The organism is Coprococcus sp. AM11-30B (assembly GCF_027674365.1).
Lineage (GTDB): Bacteria > Bacillota > Clostridia > Lachnospirales > Lachnospiraceae > Allocoprococcus > Allocoprococcus comes.
This window is the reverse complement of record NZ_JAQDVB010000020.1, coordinates 1-24233: the sequence shown is the minus strand read 5'-3', so window position 1 is coordinate 24233 and position 24233 is coordinate 1. Positions and strand designations below refer to the sequence as shown.

At 38.8% G+C, this 24233-nt stretch carries 19 protein-coding genes, 3 pseudogenes and 2 riboswitches; of the genes and pseudogenes, 2 read left to right on the top strand and 20 right to left on the bottom strand.

Going from position 1 to position 24233, the window contains the following annotated elements; all coding sequences use genetic code 11:
* The 3 genes and pseudogenes from PGU50_RS13275 to PGU50_RS13265 form a co-directional block, all read right to left on the bottom strand.
* Window positions 1-861: pseudogene (locus PGU50_RS13275) on the bottom strand (NUDIX domain-containing protein); the annotation flags it as partial.
* Window positions 862-929: 68 nt separating this feature from the next.
* On the bottom strand, window positions 930-2486 hold the full coding sequence (locus PGU50_RS13270; RefSeq protein WP_270247168.1) for a hypothetical protein: 1557 nt from the start codon (window positions 2484-2486) through the stop codon (window positions 930-932).
* Between the two features lies 1 nt (window position 2487).
* On the bottom strand, window positions 2488-3507 hold the full coding sequence (locus PGU50_RS13265; protein ID WP_270247167.1) for a WYL domain-containing protein: 1020 nt from the start codon (window positions 3505-3507) through the stop codon (window positions 2488-2490).
* A 187-nt stretch (window positions 3508-3694) separates the two neighbouring features.
* On the opposite strand from PGU50_RS13265, the gene PGU50_RS13260 reads away from it, so the two are divergent.
* The gene (locus tag PGU50_RS13260) at window positions 3695-3901 is read left to right on the top strand and encodes a hypothetical protein (protein WP_270247166.1); all 207 of its coding nucleotides are present in this window, start codon (window positions 3695-3697) and stop codon (window positions 3899-3901) included.
* A 50-nt stretch (window positions 3902-3951) separates the two neighbouring features.
* Here the strand turns inward: PGU50_RS13260 and PGU50_RS13255 are convergent, their stop codons facing one another.
* Complete coding sequence (locus PGU50_RS13255; RefSeq protein ID WP_270247164.1) at window positions 3952-4179, bottom strand: hypothetical protein; 228 nt, start codon at window positions 4177-4179, stop codon at window positions 3952-3954.
* An 82-nt stretch (window positions 4180-4261) separates the two neighbouring features.
* Entirely contained in the window at window positions 4262-4405 is a 144-nt protein-coding gene (locus PGU50_RS13250; RefSeq protein ID WP_270247163.1) for a hypothetical protein, read from the bottom strand.
* Between the two features lie 58 nt (window positions 4406-4463).
* Here PGU50_RS13250 and PGU50_RS13245 point away from each other — a divergent pair, with 58 nt between their 5' ends.
* Window positions 4464-4688 (top strand): hypothetical protein, encoded by a 225-nt coding sequence (locus PGU50_RS13245; RefSeq protein WP_270247162.1) that lies wholly within the window; start codon window positions 4464-4466, stop codon window positions 4686-4688.
* 71 nt (window positions 4689-4759) lie between these two features.
* Here PGU50_RS13245 and PGU50_RS13240 read toward each other — a convergent pair whose 3' ends face one another.
* The 15 genes and pseudogenes from PGU50_RS13240 to PGU50_RS13170 all read right to left on the bottom strand — a co-directional run bounded on the left by PGU50_RS13240 (window position 4760) and on the right by PGU50_RS13170 (window position 24071).
* Window positions 4760-6682: a hybrid sensor histidine kinase/response regulator gene (locus tag PGU50_RS13240; RefSeq protein ID WP_270247161.1), complete on the bottom strand. Its 1923-nt coding sequence runs from the start codon at window positions 6680-6682 to the stop codon at window positions 4760-4762.
* A gap of 306 nt (window positions 6683-6988) precedes the next feature.
* A pseudogene (locus tag PGU50_RS13235) lies at window positions 6989-10194 on the bottom strand (response regulator).
* A gap of 233 nt (window positions 10195-10427) precedes the next feature.
* Window positions 10428-10518, bottom strand: a riboswitch (cyclic di-GMP riboswitch).
* 146 nt (window positions 10519-10664) lie between these two features.
* On the bottom strand, window positions 10665-13523 hold the full coding sequence (locus PGU50_RS13230; protein WP_270247160.1) for a response regulator: 2859 nt from the start codon (window positions 13521-13523) through the stop codon (window positions 10665-10667).
* Window positions 13524-13748: 225 nt separating this feature from the next.
* Window positions 13749-15239, bottom strand: coding sequence for an HD-GYP domain-containing protein (locus tag PGU50_RS13225; RefSeq protein ID WP_118217832.1), 1491 nt, complete (start codon window positions 15237-15239; stop codon window positions 13749-13751).
* 97 nt (window positions 15240-15336) lie between these two features.
* Window positions 15337-16386, bottom strand: a complete 1050-nt coding sequence (locus PGU50_RS13220) for a GGDEF domain-containing protein (RefSeq protein ID WP_270247159.1) — start codon at window positions 16384-16386, stop codon at window positions 15337-15339.
* A 72-nt stretch (window positions 16387-16458) separates the two neighbouring features.
* On the bottom strand, window positions 16459-16716 hold the full coding sequence (locus PGU50_RS13215; RefSeq protein WP_270247158.1) for a hypothetical protein: 258 nt from the start codon (window positions 16714-16716) through the stop codon (window positions 16459-16461).
* A riboswitch (cyclic di-GMP riboswitch) is annotated at window positions 16698-16773 on the bottom strand. It overlaps the preceding gene by 19 nt.
* Before the next feature lie 162 nt (window positions 16774-16935).
* Window positions 16936-17700 carry a TIGR03915 family putative DNA repair protein gene (locus PGU50_RS13210; RefSeq protein WP_270247157.1) on the bottom strand — a complete coding sequence of 255 codons (765 nt, stop codon included), beginning with the start codon at window positions 17698-17700 and terminating at the stop codon, window positions 16936-16938.
* Window positions 17701-17753: 53 nt separating this feature from the next.
* Window positions 17754-19274: a putative DNA modification/repair radical SAM protein gene (locus PGU50_RS13205; protein ID WP_270247187.1), complete on the bottom strand. Its 1521-nt coding sequence runs from the start codon at window positions 19272-19274 to the stop codon at window positions 17754-17756.
* Between the two features lie 150 nt (window positions 19275-19424).
* Entirely contained in the window at window positions 19425-19562 is a 138-nt protein-coding gene (locus PGU50_RS13200) for an HAD hydrolase-like protein (RefSeq protein WP_270247156.1), read from the bottom strand.
* A 4-nt stretch (window positions 19563-19566) separates the two neighbouring features.
* On the bottom strand, window positions 19567-20307 hold the full coding sequence (locus PGU50_RS13195) for a glycerophosphodiester phosphodiesterase (RefSeq protein ID WP_270247155.1): 741 nt from the start codon (window positions 20305-20307) through the stop codon (window positions 19567-19569).
* 86 nt (window positions 20308-20393) lie between these two features.
* Window positions 20394-20528: pseudogene (locus tag PGU50_RS18185) on the bottom strand (extracellular solute-binding protein); the annotation flags it as partial.
* 40 nt (window positions 20529-20568) lie between these two features.
* On the bottom strand, window positions 20569-21981 hold the full coding sequence (locus tag PGU50_RS13185; protein WP_270247154.1) for a glycoside-pentoside-hexuronide (GPH):cation symporter: 1413 nt from the start codon (window positions 21979-21981) through the stop codon (window positions 20569-20571).
* A gap of 16 nt (window positions 21982-21997) precedes the next feature.
* Complete coding sequence (locus PGU50_RS13180) at window positions 21998-22564, bottom strand: TetR/AcrR family transcriptional regulator (protein WP_270247153.1); 567 nt, start codon at window positions 22562-22564, stop codon at window positions 21998-22000.
* 437 nt (window positions 22565-23001) lie between these two features.
* Window positions 23002-23517 (bottom strand): hypothetical protein, encoded by a 516-nt coding sequence (locus PGU50_RS13175; RefSeq protein ID WP_195502597.1) that lies wholly within the window; start codon window positions 23515-23517, stop codon window positions 23002-23004.
* A 212-nt stretch (window positions 23518-23729) separates the two neighbouring features.
* Window positions 23730-24071: a helix-turn-helix domain-containing protein gene (locus PGU50_RS13170; RefSeq protein WP_270247152.1), complete on the bottom strand. Its 342-nt coding sequence runs from the start codon at window positions 24069-24071 to the stop codon at window positions 23730-23732.
* Window positions 24072-24233 lie beyond the last annotated feature (162 nt).

Below are 24233 nucleotides of genomic sequence, written 5' to 3'. Positions count from 1 at the left end.
TTAAGCATGCTCCTCTAAATATTTTTCAATTTTTCCAATCAGCGCCTGATCTGCCGGAAGCCAGTCTACGCTGTAAAGAGTCTCTTTGGTGAGCCATTTGGCAGCTTCATGCTCTTTTAGGATCAGATCGCCGGATTTTACATTACAGATAAAACAATCCATTGATAGGTGGAATTTTGGATAGTCATATTCTACGGTGTCAAGTAGCTGAATGACTTCGATTTCCGTATCTAATTCCTCTTTAATTTCCCTTATGATGGCATGTTCTGGCGTTTCGTCTGGTTCGATCTTTCCACCGGGGAATTCCCAGCCGTCAGAAAATATATCAACAGAAATGATATAGTCTAATGCATTTTTGATGTCATCTCCCGTAAGGCGTTCAATTGCGTCTTCACGCACTGATTCTGAGTCGCTTCCGCTGAGAACAATTGTCCGCCACCCCTTTTCGTTGAATTTGACGGATAATTCTTTTGCTTCATCAATTCGGCTACAGAAAATAAGTCCTTTGACACGCTCTCCACTGTATCCGGAAAACTCAGCCTGCTTCATAACATTTAAGACTCTGGTATCTGAAGTTAAATACCGGAAATTCTCCATCTTCTCTTCCGATGATTTTCCACAGTCATTGATAATTTCCAGATCTTTAATTCCAAAATAGTGAAAAGGACAGAGTAAATCTTCTTCCATTGCATTTTGCAAACGGATTTCATAAGCAATCTGATGATTGAAAATCTCATAAATATTTCTTCCTTCCAGATTGTCATCTCGTTTGTCCGGTGTGGCAGTCATTCCAAGCCAGAGACGAGGGATAAAATAGTCCATGATGCGTTTGTAACTGGCAGCAGAACTGTGGTGAGCTTCGCCAGAGTATGTCAACATAGGTCTAAAGGGTTTTTCGGACATTTTTCCGGATGGCATATTCTATAACTCTATGCCCACCTTGATTCTATAATTTTCTTCAGATATGTTATCACCTCATTGCAAGTTTCCTCGTTGATTTCTGCGCTTTTTTTAAGACAAAGCTTTGCATGAACAAGATTTCTTTTATCTCTAATTTTATGAGCCTCTTCTGCTTCCTCCATCCATTCAGGCTTCTTAATATCCCTTATCTCATCTATATAATCAGCTAGATCTGCTCTAGTCTTATCCATATAAATGTAACAGCCGTTTTTATCTGTCTCATAGCACTTATTGATTTTGTCATATTTCCTTTTGCGCAGTGTTTCTTCGAAATAATTAATTCCTCTAATTTCTGAAAGCCAGTCAATCAATAATGCTTCCATAATTGATCCTGCAAGTATCAGTGTAGATTTATATGCCCTATTACTAAAACATATATTCAACTCATTAACATCCTCTTCTATTTGTTTTTTAACCAAAGTTTCACTGTTCAGTTTTATCTTTTCCATCAGCTCTACCGCAAGCGCCTGTTCGAGTGTTTCTACATCACTTTCTTCCTCAGGTATAACGTAGAATCTTTTGTCAGGAGCAGAAATTTTATGAAATTCCTCCTTATAAAACTGTTCCTCTTTCTCTGGCACAATAACGGGGAATTCTTCTAATGAACCTCCAAGGCTTGTAGATGAATAATCTTCTAATGGCACTCTATATGTATTTGTTATTCTCCTTGCCGTTCGACTATTAAGATATAAATATAGATATTCAGGACATACACTTCTTGCACGAATGACCTTAGTTCCCATTGGTGCATAAAGATCAAAGTCGCTTTCTTTATCCACCAAAAAAAATTGATGACCTAATTCAACAATATCTCCCTTATGCAGTTTTTGCGTAGATATAAAATGATCGATGCACTGCAATTCTGGTATATATGGATATGTAGGAGCTTTGTTTGGATCCAATGATTTTACTCTGGTAACATCATTACCTCCATTAACTGCCGTAGCCCAAACCACATCAGCAAGTTCTTTTAAGGGTACAATTTGAGCAGTTCTAAGTAATTCTCTAATCTCATTATTACTCTTACGATAAAATCTGGGATAAGGTTTAGAATTATCAAACTCTGAATATTTGATCAAGTTAAACTCATAGCTATGTTTTTCACCCGCTGGCATTTCATCGTTCTTTATCCATTTTTCAATCAACGCTATATATCTTTTATATCCATCCGTATATTTATCCGGTATACGAAGTGATCCATTGAAACTCTCATTATCCCTGTATGGATGCGCAAAATCATAAATCACAGCGGTCTTTACGAATTCAGGTTTTCTTTTTGAAATATGCCAATACATATACGGTTCGTTGAACGACCCCAAATAGCAATTGGACAATTCAAACAACTCAAGCATATGATATTTCTGGAACAGCCTTCCGATACTCCACCTGTCTATTACATCCTGATTTGGGACTAAGAGATAATATTCGTCTTTGTCCTCGTCAATATATTTATCGAATGTCTTGCCCAAATGAGACCAGGCGATATATTTTGATCCATCTGAAATCATTTTAAAAATATCCATCATTTTATTCTTCCTCATAATTCTTCAAAGTCTCTGAATGAAATTTCATCATTCTTTCTTTAAGTGATTCTGGATATATAATCTTTGCGGCTTTCCCCTCAAATCTCTTGAAATATAAAAACAATTGGTCCATTGAACATCTGAAATAATAGTAATTACAGCCTTCATGCTCCTCAATCCGTTCGTACTGTGGCCTTCCATAGTAGATACGATTGAAGGACTTCACCCCAGCTGCCGTTAGCTTGACGCAGGCTTCTTCATCACTGTTTATCATGTACTGTGGTCCATAATGAAGCATAAGTTTCATATGTTGCTTTACGGAATTATCAATTGCCCCCATGCTTTTACCATAATTTATTTTGTCTATTCTGTTTAGTCTATAAGTTCGCGCCTCCTGTACTCCCTTATCTTGATTGTATTCAGCACATAACAAATAATTAAACATTTCCTCCGGACCAGTCACAACTTTATAAGGAATAACCTCATGTATGTTTTTTTCATTCCATATTGTTCTAAACGTAATACTCCGTCTCGCACTACAAGCCATTTGTAGTGACTCATAGTTATCTTTGAAAATGATCTGTTCCCTTTTGCTGAACGGATTTTCACAGTAGCTCATAAACATTCTGCAAAAGTACTGTGATATATAATCTGATCCCTCAAGGTCCAGGAGAATCTGTTGAATCAAAGCCTCTGTATCCTTTGTTGGTTTCAAAGATAGCTTTGCAGGATTTTTTCCTTTCCGTAAAGGAACCGTTGGGAGAACAACATTTTTAAGGATACTATCGGCAATACGTTCCTTATCTCTGATACTCACCTTGTCAGTATCTATAGCTGATAATATTGCATCATAGGCAGCCTTTGCCTCTGTCACATAGTCGTTATAATAACCAATAATAAGCATTCCTAAAAATCTGTTCTTATTGATGGTTCTTCCATCTTTCTTATACACCTCGAACATCGTAGCATCACTTTCTATCATTGCTCCGATGTTTTCAGGCACGTATATATTTATTTTTTCCAAAGTTTTTCTCCCATAGCCCCTTTTAGGGGGCGTGTAATAATAGATTAATCACATGATATCACATATTTTCTCGCAAATAAAGGGGCTGAAAAAATATTACTTTTGCTTCTATCTATTAGAGAATGTTCGTACTAAAATAAGATCATGAAAACTACAAATCACAGCAAATCAAAAGGAGGACTCTAATATGGAAAACAAACTCATCCAAGCTGCAGACAGCATCCCTACACTTATCAAAAACACGCACCTCAATGTCACCCTGCAAGGTTGGCCTGCAGCCGTCACAGCCATTGCCCTTTTTGAATCAGGCGTGATAATTTACGCCTTGAAAGTCACACATCCAAATAGGGCTTATGCCATGAAGGATAGCTATGACGCAGTTAAGGCGGCTTAATAAAAAACTGACCAGCTACTGCTCAACAAGCAATAGTCGGTCTTTCCTACTCATTTTTCTATGAATTTTATTACTTCATCCGGAAGTTCCCACTGAATCTCAATATGCTTCGAATCATATATCAGAATTCTATCAATGAACACATCCGCTATCTCCTTGGTCAGTTTCTGCTCCCCAGAATACTTCTTCATCGTGGCAACTGCTTCACGCACGCCATCATCGGCAGCCGCTTCACTCTCATGAAGCTTTGCTGTAACCTCAGTTATCTGCTGATTCAAACTTTCCGTCTTCCGGGACAGTTCCTGCCGTACTCTCAGGTAATCATCCTTTTCCAATTCTCCGGCCATAAACCTGTCAACGTTAGCAAACCGCTCCCGTATCTTCTATTTTTCGTTTGATTTCATCCAGCTGTCCACTTATCTTTTCAGCTCTCTGCTTATACAAATCACGCCCCATACGACCATCTTTGTAATCATCATAGAGTTTCATCTTTTCCGAGGTCAACTGTCGGCTCTGTTTTTGCAATTCTGCAGTATTGATCTCTTTATATTCACATTGCCTTTTGGAAGATACCCAGCAGCATATTTCTGACGTTGATGCTTCTGCTAAAGCGGCTGATCAGCGGATTGAAAACCTTGAATCTAAACAGGCTGCTACTGTCCGGGAGAAACAAGAATTACTGAAAAAGCAAAAGACTTTAAATATCATTCGTCAAAATTTCACTGCTCTGCTTAGTGAACAAAGTTCACAGATTTACCCTTCTCAACGAGATAATGTACAACTATAAAATGTTTTTCTTTAGTCGACTGATATGTAAGAAGAACACTGACTGCAAAATCAGTGTCCTTCTTTCTTCCTTTACATATATTTCATAATAGTCGGCAATAATACATTCATATCTATTGGTTTTGCAACATGATCATTCATGCCACTTGCAAAAGCCATCTTCTTATCTTCTTCAAAAGCATTTGCTGTCATTGCAACAATTGGAATCTGCGATTTGTTACCGTCTTTCAGTTCTCGAATTCTCCTGGATGCTTCATATCCGTTCATAATCGGCATCTGAATATCCATCAGAATCAGACTGTAGTAATTTTGCTTTGCTTTGTTAAACATATCAATACATGCAACGCCGTTCTCCGCTCTTTCTATTATGATTCCCTCTTCCGTCAAAAGTTCCGTTGCAATTTCTACGTTCAAGTCATTATCTTCTACCAGAAGAACCCTTTTTCCTTCCAGTTTTTTGATATTCAACTGACCGTCTGCATGTTTCGGATTCCTTTTTTCCTCATTTGCTATTTTTAATGGAAGCGTGATTGTAAAAGTAGAACCTGCTCTCGGTTTGCTCTGAACTGTGATCTTGCCATTCATTAAATCCACCAGTTTCTTCACGATTCCCATGCCAAGTCCGCTACCTTCTATTCCGCTGTCTGACGAAGATCGTTCCTGTGAAAATGATTCAAAAATATGTTTTTGGAATTCTTCTGACATTCCGATTCCATTGTCTGCTATGATAAGCTCTAATACACTCCAACCTTCTTTTTCGCCGGGATATTGGTTCAATGTACAGCTTATGTTACCGCCTTCCCCCGTGTATTTCACAGCATTACTCAAAATGTTAATCGTAATTTCAGATGATCTTGCATCATCCATATACAGGTATGGATATCGAATGTTCTTATTGACTTTCAGTGTTTGATGTTTTTCTTCTATCGGTTTCCTAAACATATCAATACATAAATCAAAGTTTTTAGAAACATCTGTTATTGTTTCATCCAGCGTTGCGTGGTTGTTTTCGATTCGTGCTAATTCAAGAATGTTATCAATCAAATGCAGCATTTTCTTTCCGCACAATAATATTTTTTCAAAGTAATCCTCTAATATAGTTGGCTCCTTTAAATGTTTCTCTCCCAATTCTGCATATCCAATGATTGCATTCATAGGGGTACGAATATCATGAGACATATTAAACAGAAATGTTGATTTTGCTTTATTAGCTGAATCGGCCAGTCTTGCAGCTTCCTGCAACAGTTTTTGCTGTTTCTGCTCATTTTCTTTTTGCTTCTTATATACAGAATATCCACAGGTACATAATATTAACAAAATACACGCTGTAATGCATCCCAGTACAATACTTAACTTATTCGTCTTCTCAACCATTCCATACGCTTTCTGCATATCCATTTCTATGCAGAAAGCACCTATCACTTCATTAGATTCATCTTCCGCTGTCACAGGATAACAGGCTGTAAAAATAGGTCCCCATGTTGTATCAACAATATCCTGAGAATATACTGTTTTTCCAGAAAGTGCTTTTTCTATATAAGGAACCATCTCCTTTTCAATCGGATCTCCTGGATGTCTGACGTCACCAGCCGATGGATCCAGTCCGTCTACAACGTAAATCAATCTACCGTCTTCATTTCTGGTTGCTGTGTAAATATATCTCGTAGAATTCAGCGTTCTGATTTCATTCATATATGTCGATATATTCTTGAATAGTTCTGTATTCTCATCAGCTTTACTTTTTATTTCATTAAAATCTTTTCGTCCCAGTCTGTGATTTACCAGCTTATGAACCGCATCTGCACTGGAAATATCTCGTTCAATTTCTGTTTTCAGAGCAGTTTGGGTATATGCTTGTTGTAAAATAAAAGTATATGCAACAACAAACAAAATCACCATTGCCAGAAGGAATACCAACCGTCCCTCAAAAATTTTCCAATGATTTACCGGATTTTGATCTTTTCTTTTTTGTTTTATATAGTTATTTTTCATCATCGTATTTCACATGTCTTTTCCCTAATTTTAGTTTAATAAAAAAACGCCTCAACTCTTCACGTATTTTGCAAACATGGGTTACATTTCCAGACTCATCCCTTTTTTTTACAGTAAAAAGCATCCTGTGCCAACTGCCATCACACATACGGTATTCTGTGGAAATGCATTCTTCCGCCTTCTATCTTGCTGAAAGTCTAGAGACATCCAGAAATGGACGGATCAGCGAGCGGTATTCAGATGCAACATTGTATCACAAAACCCTCTCTATGTTTCCTAGCTGCTTTTCCCATGTATCCAGGAAGTCAATTACAGCCAGTTTTCCAGAACATCATTCAGCTTATTCATATCCAGCGGTTTCGCGATATGTCCATTCATGCCTGTATTTTTGGCCAGCTGTACATCTTCTGCAAAAGCATTGGCAGTCATGGCAACAATAGGCAGTTTTCCCTTTTCACCCGGAAGGCTCCTGATTGCTGCAGTTGCCTCATAACCATTCATGACAGGCATTTGGATATCCATAAAAACAAGATCATACAAGCCTTTCGGAGAAGCTTCCACTTTCTCAACTGCGATTTTTCCATTTTCTGCCGTTTCCACTTTTGCACCTGTCATCTGCAGAATTTCACCAGCAATTTCTCTGTTCAACTCATTATCCTCAACCAGCAGAATCCTTTTTCCTGTATAATCTGCTTCTGACAGTTTCTCCAGATAATTTCTCGCTGTATTTTCTTTTCTGCCTGAAGTAAACTGCCGCAGTGTAGCCGTCAGCCGGGAACGGAACAGCGGTTTTGCAATAAAAGCATCTATGCCCGCCGCCTTTGCTTCTTCTTCAATCTCGCTGAATTCATAAGATGTCAGTACAATGATGGTGATTTCTTTACCTATCCGCTTCCGGATCTGTCTGGCAGTTTCTATACCATCCATCTCCGGCATCTTCCAGTCTAAAATAACAGCAAAGTAATCATCTTTCAACTCATGTCGTGCATAACAGCGCTCAACCGCTTCCCTGCCAGAGAGAACCCATTCACCCATAATACCGATTTCCTTCAGTGTGGCAACTGTACTTTCACAGCATGTCTTATCATCATCCACTACCAGAACCGGCAGATTCATCAGATTTTTGTCCTGTTCTTTTTCTTGTTCCTGAAGCTCCAGATAAATTGTTACTGTGATTTTAGTTCCCTTATGTAAGGTACTGTCCACTTTAATAGTGCCATTCATCAGGTTCACAATATTTCTGCTGATTGCCATTCCAAGACCGGTTCCCTGAACTCTGGTTGTCCGTTGGTCATCTGCACGGCTGAAAGGATCAAACATGATTTTCTGGAATTCCGGTGACATACCGATTCCATTATCCTCAATCGTAAATTCATAGCATCCAAGTTCTGAAAATCCATTGGGTTTTTCCTCTATCGAAAAAGTAATATTTCCACCATCCGGTGTATACTTGATCGCATTACTCATCAGATTCACAAATACCTGCTGAATCCTCAAGCTGTCACCACAGACAGCCTCATGTTCAATATGATTGATGTGTATATCAAAATTATGTTTATGTTCATCAAGCACCGGTTTCGTAAGTGTAATAAGATTATCTACCAGCTCTGACAGATTGAAATCTTCCTGTGCCAGTGTCATTTTTCCACTTTCAATACGTGCCATATCCAATACTTCATTGATCAGCCCCAGCAGATGGCGGCTTGATTCTGTGATCTTGCTGAGGCATTCAATGACTCTGTCCTGGCTCTCAATATTTGCTCCTGCGATTGCCGTCAGACCTACAATCGCATTCATTGGTGTCCGGATATCATGGGACATATTGGAAAGGAATTCCGTTTTCGCACGATTTGCATTTTCTGCGGACCGGTAAGCTTCTTTCAGTGCCTGACGGGATTCAATCTCTGCTTTCTTTTCCTGTGTCACATCCATGGATGCCAGCAATACCTTTTCCAGCTTTCCATTCTTCCATTCCAAGGGAATATAAGAAGCGATTTTATAAGTCTTTTCATCCAGGCTGCAATACTCAAACTTATAAATATCATTTTCACTTTTCAGTTTTTTCCGAATATTATCCGGGGTTATCAGGATATCTATAGCTTCCAATGGTTCCAGTGTCTTATATTTTTCAAGAACCTGCATCTGAAAATCATGATAAAATCCCAGAGGTTTATATATCATCTGTCCATTCAGATTGTAGAATTCATATCTGTCATTTTCCAGATCACAGACAACAAAGCGGTCAACCAGACGCACAATACTCTGAATCAGCTGCTCCATGGAAGCATTATCCGCTGCCATCTGCAGATGCCGTGCGCTCTCTACCTTTGCCTCTGTGATATCACGCAGAAAGATCATGGCATATTCTGAATCCTCGATCTCGCCACGTATGACCACATTGCGGACCCATCGTTCTTTTCCATTCAGAGTGATACGGCACTCTAAAGCCAATTCGGTTTCCAGACCCTTCAGCCTTTCTGCAATATAACCACGGTCGTAAAAAGAGGATACCGCCTTCTTATCTGTCTCCACAACATAGGAATCCACAAAATGCCGGATCAATTCATCCCACGTATGACTCTGTTCAAAGACGGTCATCAGGGACGGTTCAACTTTAAAGGTATCAAAAGTATTCGTTTCCAGATTCACATAATACTCGCACAAATCTGCTTTCGTAAAAGCCCGGTGGAAAGCAGCAGATTTTTGTGCCTGCATGATTTCTTTTTTCTCCCCATCAATGTTAATAAAAATCCCGGCAATCCTGCTGGCAGAACCATCCAGACGGCGTATACTTCTGCCGATGCCCGAAACCACTGGTATTGATTATCCTTCATTCTCATACGATACTCTACCTGGTATTTTATCTGGTTCGTCTTATCCTTAATTGCCGCCTGAAGCTGCACCATTACTCTTTCTTTATCCTGTGGATGCAGAAGATCTGACCAGGATTCCAGTTTATTCGGAAAGTCCAGAGTGTCATGATAGCCAAGCATTTTTCGGAATTCATGACTCCAGTTTACATTCACAATCTCACTGTTTTCGTCACAGTCAAAATACCAGAAGCCGGAACAGATAGCCTCATTGAGCAGTGTCAAATTTACATGATCCCAGTTGACCTGTACGGACATAACCCAGATCTGTCTGCCCGCCTCATCTGTCGCATCCTCTTTACAAAGCCGTACATTTTTCACTGTACCGTCTGCTGCAAGGATCTGTGCTTCTCCTGTTCCGTGAAGCTGCAAAAAACGGTCTCGCTCCAGTCTATCTTCCTCGTCATAAAAGAAATTTCTCAATGAGCCTTTTGTCTGTTCCATGAAAGTATCGAATGTATATCCCGTACTATGCAACAGCAGATTATTCACAGACAAAATAGACAGGTTTTGGTCATAAGATCCTGTCATTATACCTACCCCGCCATTATTTTCCAGTGTTTTCTGTACGACCTGTGACATGACCTGTGTCTGCCCCGTTACAGTCTCACCTAAGGAATATATTTTGTCTTCATAATTTTTCATTTTATAAAAATCCTTTCTCCGTCTTATGCCTTCTTCATCTTGCTTTTATCTGTATACAGAAAACCTGTCCCTGCCAGTTTTGTTACCCATTTTTGCATGCAAAAAGGACACTTGCCAAAATCTGCCAGTGTCCCTACTATATTTCTCTAAAATGACACATCTATATAGTATAAAAGGTATCGGAATCTCTTCTGTTCAAACATCTTTTCCATATATTATGATGATATGGAAACAGTGGCAACCGGCTGACATGGTCAAGCTTTCTGACTTTAGTCCCTTCTGGCTTTGCGCTCCTGCCTTTCAACAGGTTTGCCTTTAAAATAATCTCTTTTTTTAGAAATAAAAATACCATAAAAATTTTTACACGTCAATAATGTTGGATAGAAAATCTGTGTATTTTGCGTATGCCAGCCTGCATTGTCATCTTTTAGCCCTCCTGTCAATTGTATTCCACTAATTCATGAACCCTGCTAATCATTATGAACATACCTTAAAATCGTTTTTATAACTTCCTCAATCACAATCGGCTTTGACAAATGTGCATTCATTCCTGCTTCCATACACTTTTCTGCATCTTCCCTAAACGCATTTGCAGTCATAGCAATGATAGGGATTGTTTTTGCATCCTGCCGTTCCAGGGATCTTATTGTTTTTGTGGCAGTAAGCCCATCCATCACCGGCATCATGACATCCATTAAAATAACATCGTATGTTCCTGATTCGCAGGCTTCAAAGTGCTGAACAGCTTCTAACCCATTTTTCACTGTTTCTACTTCAGCTCCATTTTCCATCAGCATAAATTCTGCTATTTCCGCATTCAGCTCATTATCTTCAGCCAATAATATCCGGACACCTGATAGATCTGCATTGAAATCTTCTTTTTCTTCCGGTCGTGCATTCGTATCAATTTCAAATGGAAGTATTACACTAAAACAGCTCCCTTCACCCAGCTTACTTTCAACTGTTATGGTTCCGCCCATCTTTTCTACAAGTTGTTTCACAATAGGCATTCCCAGACCTGTCCCATTATAATCAGAACGTGGGGAATTATCTGCCTGTACAAATGGAGTAAACAATTCATTTTTTATAAATTCTTCTGACATTCCAATTCCATTATCTTTTATTTTAAATTCACATGTCATGTGATCTTCTGATCTTTCAATCGTTCTCATACTCATGTAAATAGAACCATTCACCTTATTGTACTTCATACTGTTTGTAAACAGATTCATCAATACTTTTTTCAGATGAACTGCATTGCTCCAAACATATATACCACTGTAATCATCATGTTCTCCCATAACATGAAGTCCTTTTTCTTCTGCCTGAAAAGATAGTGACTCCGTGATTTCCTGACATACCTGATCCAGATTGATGGATTCATCACTAAAAACCACGGTATCCGATTCTAACTTTGCCATATCCAAAACATCATTTACCAATGATAATAGCAGTTTCGAAGACTCATTTATTTTATTCAGGCAATCTTTTGCCCGCTCACCATCATTTCCGCTTTTTTCAAGAATTGTAAGCATGCCCATAATGCCATTGATCGGTGTCCTGATGTCATGAGACATGTTATTTAAAAAGGAAGTCTTAGCCTTATTGGCACTCTGTGCTTCTACAAGTGCATTTTGTAATTCCTGCCGTTTTTCTTCAAGCTCCTGATTCAGCTTCAATGCCTGCTCAGCAGACTTCTTGGATTTTTCTTCCGCACGTTTTGATTTTTTCAAAGAATCAAGAATTATACACAGAACAACAAAAATAGAGATTCCAACTATGAGTGAGACAGCCAGTAAATTGTCCTGAATAAAATCCTTCGCTGTAACTTTTCGTGAAGAAGCATTATACGAAACTACTGCACCTGAAAATTGAGTTGTAGGCATAGATGTCAGTGTTTTATTCAGAATGGACAAAAGAACCGGTTCTCCCTGCTGAATAGCAAATGGAACATCAGCTTCTTTTGTCAGGAAAACACTATGAAGCTTATTATTTTTCAAATAGTCTGAAACAGTACCTGAATTGCTTACAATACAATCCGTCTCCCCTTTCTGCATTGCTTTTACTGCTGCATCTGATGTTTCATATTCCACAACCTTCCATTGCGGATAATTGTATGAAAGATATGCTTTCAATGCAAAATCATCTTTTTCAACGGCAACTGTATTCTCTTTATTTTCATCAAAAGAATCCTTTGCCGTAATTGCTGCCATATTGAGAGTCAACAGCGTATCCGACAAAGCAAATCCATTTGTTTCTGCAAAGTATGGATTCTGGTTTGCATGAAAAATCAGGTCTATTTTTCCATCCTGCAATGCCTGAAACAGTTCACTTCTTGTCTCATATCCATTTAATTCAAATTCCAGAGTCTGACCTTGCAGACAATTTTCTGCAAGATCCACATAATCTGTAATAATACCTGTCAGTTTACCTGTTGATGGATCTACACTGCTGATACCTCCATCCTGATTCAGATACCCTATCCGGATTGCACCATGCTGCCCGATCCACTCACTTTCTTCTTTTGAAAGAAACGAGCTGCTCTGTGCAGAAAGATAACGCCTGTAGAGATCATCTGTGTAAAATGGGTTGTCATCCTTGATTCTGCGCATAGCACTATCCAGTGCTTCTTTGATATCCGGACGTTCTGGATTTATAGCGAAATAGATTTCTGTCTCTCCAATACTTGTAAGCGGTGAAATATCCGATTCTTCCCAACGGGATTCTTCTACCGAAACGAAGCAGTCAATTTCATGTTTCGACAGTTTGTCCATAACTTCTGCGGTATTAGAAACATTGACATGCTGCGTATGCAGACCATACTTTAACTCCCATTCGTTAAGCACATCCTCCGTTATATTATCTTTAAACACACCAATATTTTTTCCCTCAAAAGAATCCAAATTTCCTGCTGTAAGATCCATATTGGATGCATCCGTATAGATGTAATATTTCTCTTCCCCCATAGGCATATCGGAAAAAAGCATTTTTTCAGCACGTTCGTCTGTATAGGAAATACCACCAAGAATGTCAATCTCTCCATTTTCCAACTGTGTAAAGCAGTTTTTCCAATCACTTGTTATGTATTTATATGTCCAACCTGCATAACCTGCAATATCTTGAAGATACTCATAACCATATCCGCTTCTTTCTCCCTTTTCATTGACTACATTATAAGTTTCCTCAAAAGATCCTACCCGGATAACATTGTCAGAGTTTTCTTTGGCAAATATAGGAACGGATAAAACAATAAAACATATAATTGTGCAAAATATAATGTAACAAAATTTGAAATTCATTATATTCTGTACTAATTTGCACTTCTTCATCTTTCTCCCACCCTCCAGGCTACAGTCGCTTGCTTGCTTCCAGATTTTAATTTTACATTCATTAATGTTCAATACCCCCACAACATTTTTATAAATATCTTTGCGATAGCCTCTTCTGTACTTTTACTATAATTATACTCTACAGCCAACTTGTGTCAATTTACTAACAGAGTAATTACATTATCCTTTTACTTATTTCGATATATCCAAAAATAATATCACCAATCAAGAGAGATATCCGACAATTCCTATATATCCATCTTTCTTTAAAGAAGACCATAAGGTATGCAGTTTCAGATCATACATCTGCCTTTTATTTTCCACCTTTGCCATTAACTGCAATGAGATTTCTGTATTCTGTATTGATGTTTGGTCCAGTAACGCTCTGATATGTTGAATATCTTCACTGCTTACTTCGAACAGTTTGAATATATCAAACTTCGGATCATCTCTCTGACACAGTATCTGCCGGTTTCCGTTAATTATAATCAGCCGACCTGAAATTGCATTATACTCAATGGAAATTTTGCCACTGTCCATTTTAAAAAACTCTATCTTTTCCTGCATGAGCTTAATGACATGCTGCGAATAATTTTTACGGGGTAAAGACTTTTCCTTTAGTATTTCGTCAGAGAGCCTCTGTGCTTCATAATACTGTTTATTATCATTCGTTTCATTCGTATACATCTTGGAAAACTGAAGGCTTAGTTCTTTCAGGCACTTAAGAAGAACCGGATTGAACTGCCCGCATTGCCCGTCCAGAATCATCTTGATTGCGGTATCATGCTCAAATGCTTTCTTATAACATCGTTCACTGGTAAGAGCATCATAAACATCCACAATAGACACCACCTGTGCAGAAATTGGTATTTCTTCACCTTTCAGACCATCCGGGTAACCCTTTCCATCCCATCTTTCATGATGCCATCTGCAGATTTCCCATGCGGTATGTACCAGTGGATGATCTTGTAAAAAATGCATATCCCAGATCATGGATGCTCCAATCTCACTATGAGTTTTCATAATTTTAAATTCTTCATCGGTTAGTCTTCCGGGTTTATTCAGTATTTCTTCCGGAATGCGTATTTTACCAATATCATGAAGCGAAGAAGCGGTTGTGATTATAGCAATATCGGTCTCCGTCAGATGATAAGCATCCGTTGTTTTTAACAGTTGTCTCAGCATCATTTTCGTCGCAGTACGGATATGTAAAATATGTTCACTGCTCTCACTGTTGCGTGACCCTAATACATTGCTCAGAATCCTGAGCATAATATCATTGTTTTCTTCTTTTTCATAAACCTGATCAACAACCACATTGATCAGACGCTTTTGGTTCGCATAAAGTTCTAGGGTATTCTGGACTCTTTTCTTTACAATAACAGAATCAAAAGGTCGTGTAATATAATCTGTAATTCCCATTTCATATGCTTTACGCATAACATCAACAGATTCTTCAGCAGAGATCATAATAACTGGAGTTTCATCAATACACTGGCTTCTTTTCATTATTTCCAAGACTTCAAAACCATTCATCTGTGGCATATTGATATCTAAAAGCATCAGATCAATTCCAATATTTTCTCCTATCATCTGGATTACCTGATTTCCATTTTCAGCTTCCAGATAATCATAGGTTTCTCCAAGAAATTCTTTCAATATATCCCTGTTAAACTTTGCATCATCAGCAATCAGTATTTTTTGTCTTTTATTCATATTTTCTATTTCCTTTATTCTTGTGGTCTTTAGAAATCCTATAAATTAAAAAAGGCACTCCCTATCGATAGTTTTTTAATCACTTTCCTTAAGAATGCTAATTATATTTCTTGCATAACTGTTTATCTTTATACATATTAGCATCTGCATCATCCAATAACATCTGCATTGTACACGACATATTATCGGAGGATAATGCCCATCCGCATGCATAGTCGATTGGTATTTGATTTTCATAACTATTTAATCTATCTTTTTCTCTGTACAAACCTTTTAATATTTCCTTAATTTCCGCCTCATTTGTATGATAAATGACTGCTATAAACTCATCTCCGCCATATCTTCCAACAAAATCCTTTTCTGGAATAACACTTCGCAAAAACTTTGAGAAATTCAATATTAACTGATCTCCTGCGGAATGTCCCATTGTATCATTTACAGTTTTTAGATTATTTAAATCAAACATTATGCATGCTGTAGAACCTGTAATTATATCTTTTTTATTAAGAAGCTCATTACAGGCATTTTTATTTGGCAGCCCAGTATGGGCATCTACGAATGCTTTCTGTTCCAGCAATCTGTTTTGCATTGCCATCTGCATTGCCTTTAGAGTCTGCATAATAACCAATATCACCAGAATCAACATATCAAGTGCCGACAAAAGCTCTATAGTACGAATCTTTATAGCGATCTTTTCTGAATAGCTTTCTGCGGCAGAGACAGTTTCATCTGCCATCGTAAAATATATTTCACTCATATTAACAATGTCTGTATTTTCGTATCCCTTGTTTCTTACTGCTTCAATTTCTGTTTTCAATTTATCCCAGTAATCACTCTGGATTTTCAATTTCCCCTGATATTCTTCGTCATTGAGTTTTACCAGATTATAATGTCCATCCTGATATCTCAATCCAAGAAGAATGTCATCCAAATATTTAATTAATTCATCATTTTGGTTTCCTGTAATTTCTAATTTTACTTCGCGCTGTGTAGCTCCACGTACCAGACCTGCATAATTTATTACGCGTGCTGTCCCCTGCAGCCTGCTAATCTGAATCATCATAAAAATAATAAGAACCACTAATATCAATATAAGGAAACTCTGTATAATACCTATTATATTTTTATTTTTCTTGCTTGTCTTCATTTCACCATTTATCCCGAATCTCAAATAATATTCATTTTAATAACTATGCTATTCATTTACTTTCTCCCTATATTAGGGACAAATATCTTTGATAGTATTTTTCATCTTTTCAATATTCAGAGGTTTTGCCAAATTTGTAATATCAATTCCTCTCACGATATCAGCCTTCATATGATCTGCATACGTTACTGTGTTTAATTCGGCTCTTGACCTTGTCAAATCCCTTTGACTGCTACCTGCACGAATGCCTATATTCACCAGAACAACCAAACCGAAAAAGAGCATTGTCATTGCAGACAATGCATCTTTAACGTGGCAACTGGCTACCATTTTACAGGCCCTATAGCTTTGCGTCGCAGACTTTGATCTGTTTTGCCGTTTTTCTTATTATAGCTTTTAAACATATGAAAAAAACTGAGTTTATTATACTCTAATGCTCGACTATGTACAAGAAAAACATTACCGTTTTTACGCCTAAAAGCAAAAAAAGAGTTTCCTGTTCATGATTTTTAACCGGAGGTATTTTTTGCTGCTTTTTAATTTCTGCGATTATTTTTTAAATTCCACAGCATGCTTCCTCTTCCAGATCGGAAAAAGATTCCTCTGACAGACATAATTCTCCCGCTCTTTGATCCCGATCGTATGGAAAAATATCTTCCACATCCCAGTGTATTCATCTTCGTACTCTTCTGTTTTCCGAAGTGCCTCAAACTCTCCGTCCGTCAGATAACGAAGATAATTTTCTCCGTCTTTTGGATGGACACAGACGGTCTTTCGGTTATCGTCAACGATCATCCAGTATTCCGATGGCATACGGTCTGCGAAATGTCTTCCAACCAGCATGATCACATCACTTTTGGGTTCCAGATGGCTGACATAGACACGCCCGTCGAGACTTTGAAACCGGGCGAATTCACGGAAATGATGGCTTTCATTTCCGACACTACGGTACAGTTCTATTATCCGCATTACATGTGGATTGGTATAATTTTCGAGTACACCCGCTCCCATGGCAAATCCAACTCGTAAAAAATTATAGATTGTCTGCAGTGCGTCTTCTTCTGCTGAAAGGGATGCGTAATACACATACAGATATGCTCTGGAAGAAATATCTCTGCGGATAGACCGGGTGACTTTTTCTGCTTTGAAGCTGTCCCCATCTACATGGATATATTCGTCCAATAATGTTGTCTGGAAAATCGGTTCTTTTTTCAACTGTATCTGATCATGACCGATTAGCAAAGCATCTGCCCATGCATCATAGATGCATGTCATGATGTCTTCTAACCGGTCCTTGCAAGTATATATCTTCATAAATTTCCTGCTTTCTCATATTGCTATAAGTATTTTCTGCCCTAATGATGTAACTATCCAATTCCGAAATCAGCAAGTGTCATCTGTGAAAATCCTTCATTTGCATGAGCCATTTCCCAGGATTCCTTCCGGTCTACGCTGACCAGCTGTCTTGTGATATAAGTCTCTTCAAGTGGTGTGTGATACATCTGTTTTCCGCCACAGGTGATGAAATAGTGCGCTCTTTTCAGCACAACTCCCATTTTCTTCAGACTTGTGAAATCCATTCTGCCATATCTTCGTGCATTTACAATACGGCTGGCTGATTTCGGTCCGACTCCGGGTACGCGGAGGAGTTCTGCATAGCTTGCCGTTTCTACTTCAACGGGAAATAATTCCAGATGGCGTAATGCCCAATCACACTTCGGATCCAGAAGTTCGTTAAAATTCGGTTTCTCTATGGTTAAAAGTTCATCTGCCTGAAATCCGTAAAACCGGAGCAGCCAGTCTGCCTGATAAAGCCTGTGTTCACGCAAAAGCGGCGGTGGAGTTCCAATCTCAGGCAGAACAGGATCTTCATTCAGCGGGATATATGCCGAATAAAAGACACGTTTCAGATCAAATCCCTGATAAAGCTGCTGTGTGGTCTGTAATAAGGTATAATCGCTTTCACCTGTCGCTCCGATGATCATCTGGGTGCTTTGTCCTGCCGGTGCAAAGCTGCGTTTTAATCTGTACATATCATGTGGTGCAAGTTGATATGCCTGATTCCAGGTGAAGGAAGAATCCAATAGAGCAGGATTTGACTGTGCAGTAATTGAGGATACATCTGCTGCTTTTTGCAGCGCTGCCCTGCTATCCAGTTTCCTTTGGAACTGTTGTTTGGAAGTATCAGAAAAAATTCCGTTATGCAGGAACTGATTTCCACGACTTCTTTCCATATATGATGATTTTCCGATTGCCATGCGATGTGCGGCAATGGTATTCTGCACCTTTCCCATCGGACTTAGGATTGTCTGCATAGTCTTGTTCGGTGCCAGCTTACGAAGTCCCTCAGAAGTTGGCAGTTCCAGATTCACGCTGACACGGTCTGCCAGATAACCGGCAGCTGCAAGTAATTCATCCGAAGCCCCCGGAATCGTCTTCACATGAATGTATCCATTAAAATGATATTTGGTGCGGAGAAGTAATAATGTCTCGCATATCTTTTCCATCGTATAGGTTGGATTTTTCAAAATACCGGAACTTAGGAAAAGTCCTTCTATATAATTCCGTTTATAAAATTCGACTGTAAGATTACAGATCTCTTCCGGAGTAAATGTAGCTCTTTTTACATCATTGCTCGCACGGTTAATGCAGTATTTGCAATCGTAGACACAATGATTGGTCATTAAGATCTTAAGTAAAGAAATACATCTTCCGTCTGCCGCAAAGCTGTGACAAATTCCACATGAAACGGCATTACCGAGTTCTCCTTTCTGTCCCCGGCGGCTTGAGCCGCTTGATGTACATGCGACATCATACTTTGCAGCATCAGCAAGAATATGTAATTTTTCCTGTATTGTATAATGCTCATTTGTCATTTCTATATTCATATTTCTATTATACAAACATACGTTCGGCTATGCAAGTGTTTTTTACAGTTAAAACAGAGGCAATCAAGAATTGACCTGAATATACAGACAGGTTATGTACAGCTTCATTTGTCATATATACCCTGTCTTAGTAAACATATTTTCTTTTATTTAAGAAATACTTTTGATCCATGCTTCATGCAACTCATCAACGGATGACATTATATAATCCGGTTGATGTTCGTATGCTTTTGCTTCTTCTTTTGTTGCCTCACCGGATAATACAAGTACCCGTCTCAACACCGGCATGATCTTATGCTTCTGCTTCTTTTTTGATCTGCACTGCCATGTCTGGATAATTGGTGATAATCGCAGTTACTCCTGCATCGATCAACCATTTCATATCCGCTTTTTCATTGACTGTCCAGACACGGACATTCAGATTGCTGCCCAGATATTCTTTCAGGAAATCTGCCATTTTTACATGATATACTGCCGGATGCAGTCCGTCTACTTTTGTATTCTTCGCATACTCTGCAACATTCAGGATCACATCACTGTACAGATAAGCGGTTTCTGCTTCCGGCACAATTTTCTTCATCTGCTGGATGCTGTAATGGTTAAAGGAAGAATAAATCACCCGCTCTTCCATTCCGGCTTTTTTTACAAGATCCGCAACCTTCTGCTCGATTTCCGGATACCAGTAAATTCCTGTTTTCAGCTCAATATTGACCTGGATACCGGATGCTTTTACCGCATCCAGTACTTCTTCCAGGGTTGGGATCTTTGCTGCGGAATACTCCGGGAATTTGTTTTTCAGTACTGTAAGCTTTTTTAACTCTTTTAAGGTATAATCCTTGACCCATCCCTTTTTTTCTGTAACTCTGTCGATGGTTTCATCATGGATCACAACCGGGATTCCATCCTTTGTAAGCTGTACGTCAAGCTCGATTCCGTCAGCACCCTGTGTGATTGCCAGTGCAAATGCTTCCAACGTGTTTTCCGGTGCATATCCGCTTGCACCTCTGTGTGCAAATATTTTTGTTTTGCTCAATGTTTACTACCTCGATTCTTTTTAATTATTTACAGTATTGTAGTCAGTGATCGCTTTGTTGATCGAATCTGACATTTTCTGTACTGTTCATCGTGTGCTTTTGTGGTAACCGGGAAATATCCTGTCTGTGCATTCCAGTATGCCTGTGATTCCGGAGAGATCAGGAATTTTACGAATTCCCATGTTGCACAGAGTTTCTTTGGATCTTCAGTCCGCAAACTGTCCCACTAAAATTTCGTTATAAAATTATAGATATAAATATTATGCTCTCTTCCGTTCTTCCAGTGTTCTGGATATTTCTTTTGTCTTTTCATCTGTTAATATGTAATGTTTTCGGAACACAAGTAATCCGATCAGCAATACAAGAATCGGAATGATCGTCATACACATCCGAAGTCCCAGCCTGGAAGCCGGTGCGATTACCGTCAGTACTTCTGCCGTTTCATCCTTCTTGATCTGGAAGATCTGAATAACGATCGAAGCCGCAAGTGCAGCCACGCCAGATGCCAGCTTTACCACAAAGGTCTGCATCGAAAAAATTACCGATTCGTCACGCCGGTTATTTTTCAATTCCCCGTAATCTACCGTATTTGCAAGAAAAATCGTCACAATGACATTCAGCATACCCATCGCTGACATAATAAGGAATGCCGGAACCAGAAGCAGATAGACACTGGTACTTTCGGAGAATGCAATCACAAGAAGGAGCAGATATCCTGCAAATGCCATAGAAAAGCTGACATAAAAAAGATTTATCGTATTCATAAATTTCCGGAACAGCGGAAACAAAATCATCATCGCAAGAATCTGGAATGCACCGCCAAAGGTATTAAAAAGCGTATAATTGCTCTGCCATGCTTCCGGACTGAAATCATATTTGAAAAAGTAAATGACCAGATTCGATGTAATATATAGTGCGGTATTGATCATAACAATTGCCACAACCATGGTCAGTGCCTGGTCATTGCGAAACAATGCCCGGAACATTTCTTTTACCGTTGCTGTTTCCATATTTACCGAAGATTTTTCTTTAATAGAAAGGCAGGTAATCGTGATAAAAATGAAAAACAAAACTGCGATAATCAGCGCAAAATAGCGGTATCCAAGCCGTTCAATTTCCGATGCACCTTCCCCGCCTGCCAGCTTGCCAAGCGTGGATACAGAAAGCACAGTAATGATCGTGACGATGGCAGAACCAACGCCGGCACAGGAACGTGCCATTGCAGAAAGATTTTCGCGCTCTTTTCCACTTTCGGTAAAAGCAGGAATCATGGACCAGTATGGAATGTCCATCATCGTATAAGTTACGCCCCAGAGTATGTAGGTTACAGCCGCATAAGCAACCAGTCCTCTGCCTGAAAGAGAGGGCGGTGCAGCAAACATCAGATACAAGACAATGGCATTTGTCAGTGTACCGATAAAGAGCCACGGTCGGAACTTGCCCCATCTGGTTTTCGTCTTTGCTACGATGATTCCCATGATTGGATCATTAAATGCATCAAAAATTCGGGCGATAAACAGGATCACCCCCATTGCCACAGCACTGACACCCATGATGTCCTGGTAATAATAAAGGACATAGGACGCTGACAGCATATAGACCATATCTTTCCCTACAGCCCCGATTCCGTAGGCAAACTTTTCTTTTCCTTTTAGTTTCTGTACTTCTCCCATAACAAATTCCCCCTTGTCAGATTGTAATGCCATCGATCAGAATGGATACGACTTCATCTAATGCCTCATGATAAGAAATTCCATTCTGGACCAGCACGTCTCTCTGAAAAAACTGTTCTAATGTGGCTTCCATCATGGTTTTTAAAATTGGAATCTGGATATTTCGAATTTTTCCTTCTGTGATGCCCTGTTCCAGTAATGAAATCGTACTCTCCCACCCGGTTTCCAGACGGGATTTTACTTTTTCATAAACTTCGGGATACCTCTCCTTTAGCTGATAAAGCTGTCTGAGATCAAGCTCCCGATACCCTTCCGGTAACACACCAAGAATTGCTCTGATTTTACCAACCGTATCCAGACTCAGATCTTGAAGAACTTTTTGTTCACTTTCTTTGATCGAGGAAAAACAATAATCAACCATCTCCAGAACCAATGAATTTTTGTCAGGGAAAACAGTATAGATTGTTTTTTTGCTGATTCCCAGAAGAGATGCAAGATCATCCATTGTAAATTTTAACCCTTTTTTCTGAAATGCCTTGATGGTTGCTTCGAGAATATCGCCTTTTAAATTTTGATTCGGCACAAGATCATCTCCTTTTGGAAACTATTTCTCTTGTAATAGTTTCCTTGATTGTAGCATCTTTGCGCACAAAAAAACAAGCAACTAAATTCACAAAAATAGTTTCTTGTTTTTGGTAACTTTTTAATATTGAATGACATCTCTTTTTCTGCGGATACATTTTGATTTAAAACTCTCTTGGTTGCAATTTTTTTTACTATAAAAACAGCTGCGGAATTGCTTCCACAGCTGTTGCGTGCTTGAAACCGTACCTCTACACTGTGAACTGACACAGGTTTTTTACAGGGGGATTTAAAAATTTAAATTGTATACTTTTCCAAAATGTTTCTATGAACAAGAACACATAACCTGATAACAAATAACCAATAAACGATGACATTGAACCATAACCAACCGTCTATAAGCTTTGTTGAAGATATACCCTGTACGGAAATTCCTACTTAGATATCCACATCAAACAATACTGTCTGATTGTAGCGATCCAGTGCAATCTGCATTTCCATAATTGTATTGGAAATACGGTCGTATTCCTGACGGATTACTTCCAGATCATAGTTGATATATTTATATTCCGGTACCGATCCGGATGAACTGAAGGAATTACTATACACACGCATTTTCGGAAGCCGCTTGCGCATATCGTCAAGAACAGCTTTTCTTTTGTTAAGCTGCGCCATTCGGATCAGAATGCTGTCAATGCTCATCTCCTGATTGCCGACCTGCACTTTTGCGGTGGCATTTGTCAGGTTCAATGTATGTTTGATAGTAACAATCTTCCTGTCAATCTCGTCAATTGTATTTGCAATGGTCATATAATCATATTCCGGAATGACCGGCTCCTCATTGACCGCTGCCACATAGGTATTGGATGCTGCCTCCTTGTTTACCCAGAATGCTTTATCTTCCTCAAGGCTTCTCAACATCTTGTTTGCATAAGCTGATGTAATTTTCTTCATGATTTTTGCCTCCCATACTGTTCTCTTGCTTACAATATAAATGATGTAACCGGATTGCTCCATTGCTATGCAATTCCCGCAATTCTCGAACACCATATAAATAATATCTGTTCCTCAACTTCTGATTTAATTATAATTATATGATAGCAGTTTGTCATTCAACCAACAGTTTAAAACTCCACAGAAAGAACAAAGAATGTGCGAAGCACATTCTAGCGCCTGTGGCGGTCGCTTGCGACATCTTCATTATACGCCGCAGTGCGCATCCTGCCGGAGGCTTTTATTACATAGAAAATGAAATTTTCTATGTAATGAGAAATATCCCCGTCAATGACGAGGATATCTTCAATCGTAGTATGTAATAATTTACTTAAAATAATAAAATTGTCTATACTGGGTAACGATTTGCCGGAAAGCCATTTATAAATGGCCTGCGGATTTTCAAATCCAAAAGCTCCCTGGATTTCCCGAATTGTATATCCTTGTTCCAAGAGTAGCTTTCTTATGCGTTCTCCAGTCTTTTTCGGCTGGATTGACAAATACATGGGTTCCATACTTTGTGCCTCCATGATTCAGAATCAAGTTCCCTGATAACTTATATATTATAACACAGAAAGCATCGGATCACCAGTATCAGTCTCCAAAACATCAGAAAATTATCCTTTCGCAAACATGATTTTTCTGTTTTTCGTAAAAATCGTTATCCTCTGTTTTAA